The sequence below is a fragment of the Caulobacter sp. SLTY genome, assembly GCF_009905535.1.
Lineage (GTDB): Bacteria > Pseudomonadota > Alphaproteobacteria > Caulobacterales > Caulobacteraceae > Caulobacter.
In genome coordinates this window covers 1-1,048 of record NZ_JAAALA010000081.1, presented here as the reverse complement: position 1 = coordinate 1,048, position 1,048 = coordinate 1, and the positions used below count along the sequence as shown (strand labels likewise).

The 1,048-nt window shown below is 73.8% G+C and carries 1 protein-coding gene; it reads left to right on the top strand.

Features of this window, described 5'->3' with window-relative positions; genetic code table 11:
• A partial coding sequence (locus GVN21_RS20325) for an MltA domain-containing protein (protein WP_166576559.1) occupies positions 1 to 1,042 on the top strand: 1,042 nt, incomplete at its 5' end.
• Positions 1,043 to 1,048: the final 6 nt, after the last annotated feature.

The following is a 1,048-nucleotide window of genomic DNA, read 5'->3' as shown; positions in this document are numbered from 1 at the left end:
GCCGACACCGCCGCCGCCTCAGCCGGCCGGTGTCCCGCTCTCCGCCCTGCCCGGCTGGTCCGGCGAAGACCACGCCGCCGCCCTGGCCGCCGTCGCCCGCACCTGCCGGGTCAAGCCGCAGCCGCAGACGGCCGATGCCTGCCGCGCGGTTCTCGCCACTGGTCCCCTGCCCGGCCCCGAGGCCCGCGCCCTGCTCGAAGCGACTTTCCGGGCCGTCCCGGTCGGGGATACCGGCCTGCTGACCGCCTATTTCTCGCCCGAGTACGAGGCCCGCTTCTCCCGCACCGGCGACTTCACCGCCCCGGTCCGGCCCCGGCCCGCCGACCTGGAGATCGATCCTGCCTTCACCCCCGATCCGGCTCGCCCCGGCTGGAAGGGAGAGGGCGTGCGGGTGGACGGCAGGCTCCAGCCCTACCCGGACCGCGCCGCCATCGAGGCGCGCGAGGAGATCCAGCCCCTGGCCTGGATGCGGCCCGAAGACCTGTTCTTCCTGCAGATCCAGGGCTCCGGCACCCTTGTGCTGCCGGACGGCCGCCGCAAGCGCGCGGTGTTCGCCGCCACCAACGGCCTGCCGTTCAAGGGCATAGCCACCCCGATGCGCGACCGGGGCCTGCTGCCCGCCGATGGAACTTCGGGTGACGCGATCCGCAACTGGCTGGCCGAGCATCGCGGACCCGAGGCGGACGAGGTCATGGCCTTGAACCCCCGCTATGTCTTCTTCCGCATGCAGGATGACGATGGGGAAGAGGCGACCGGCGCCGCCAACGTGCCGCTGCTGGCCGGCCGGGCGATCGCGGTCGATCCCATCCACCACGACTACGGCGCCCTCTACTGGATCGACGGCAGGGCCCCGACCCTGACCGGGGCCTTCCCCCGCTACAGCCGGCTGGTCGCCGCGCTCGACACCGGCGGCGCCATCCGGGGCCAGGTGCGGGCCGACCTCTATATCGGCCGGGGCGAGGCCGCCGGTCGCGAGGCCGGCCGGGTCAAGCATGACCTGAAGATGTGGCGGCTGATCCCCGCCCCCCGCCCTGTCCCATGAAACGCC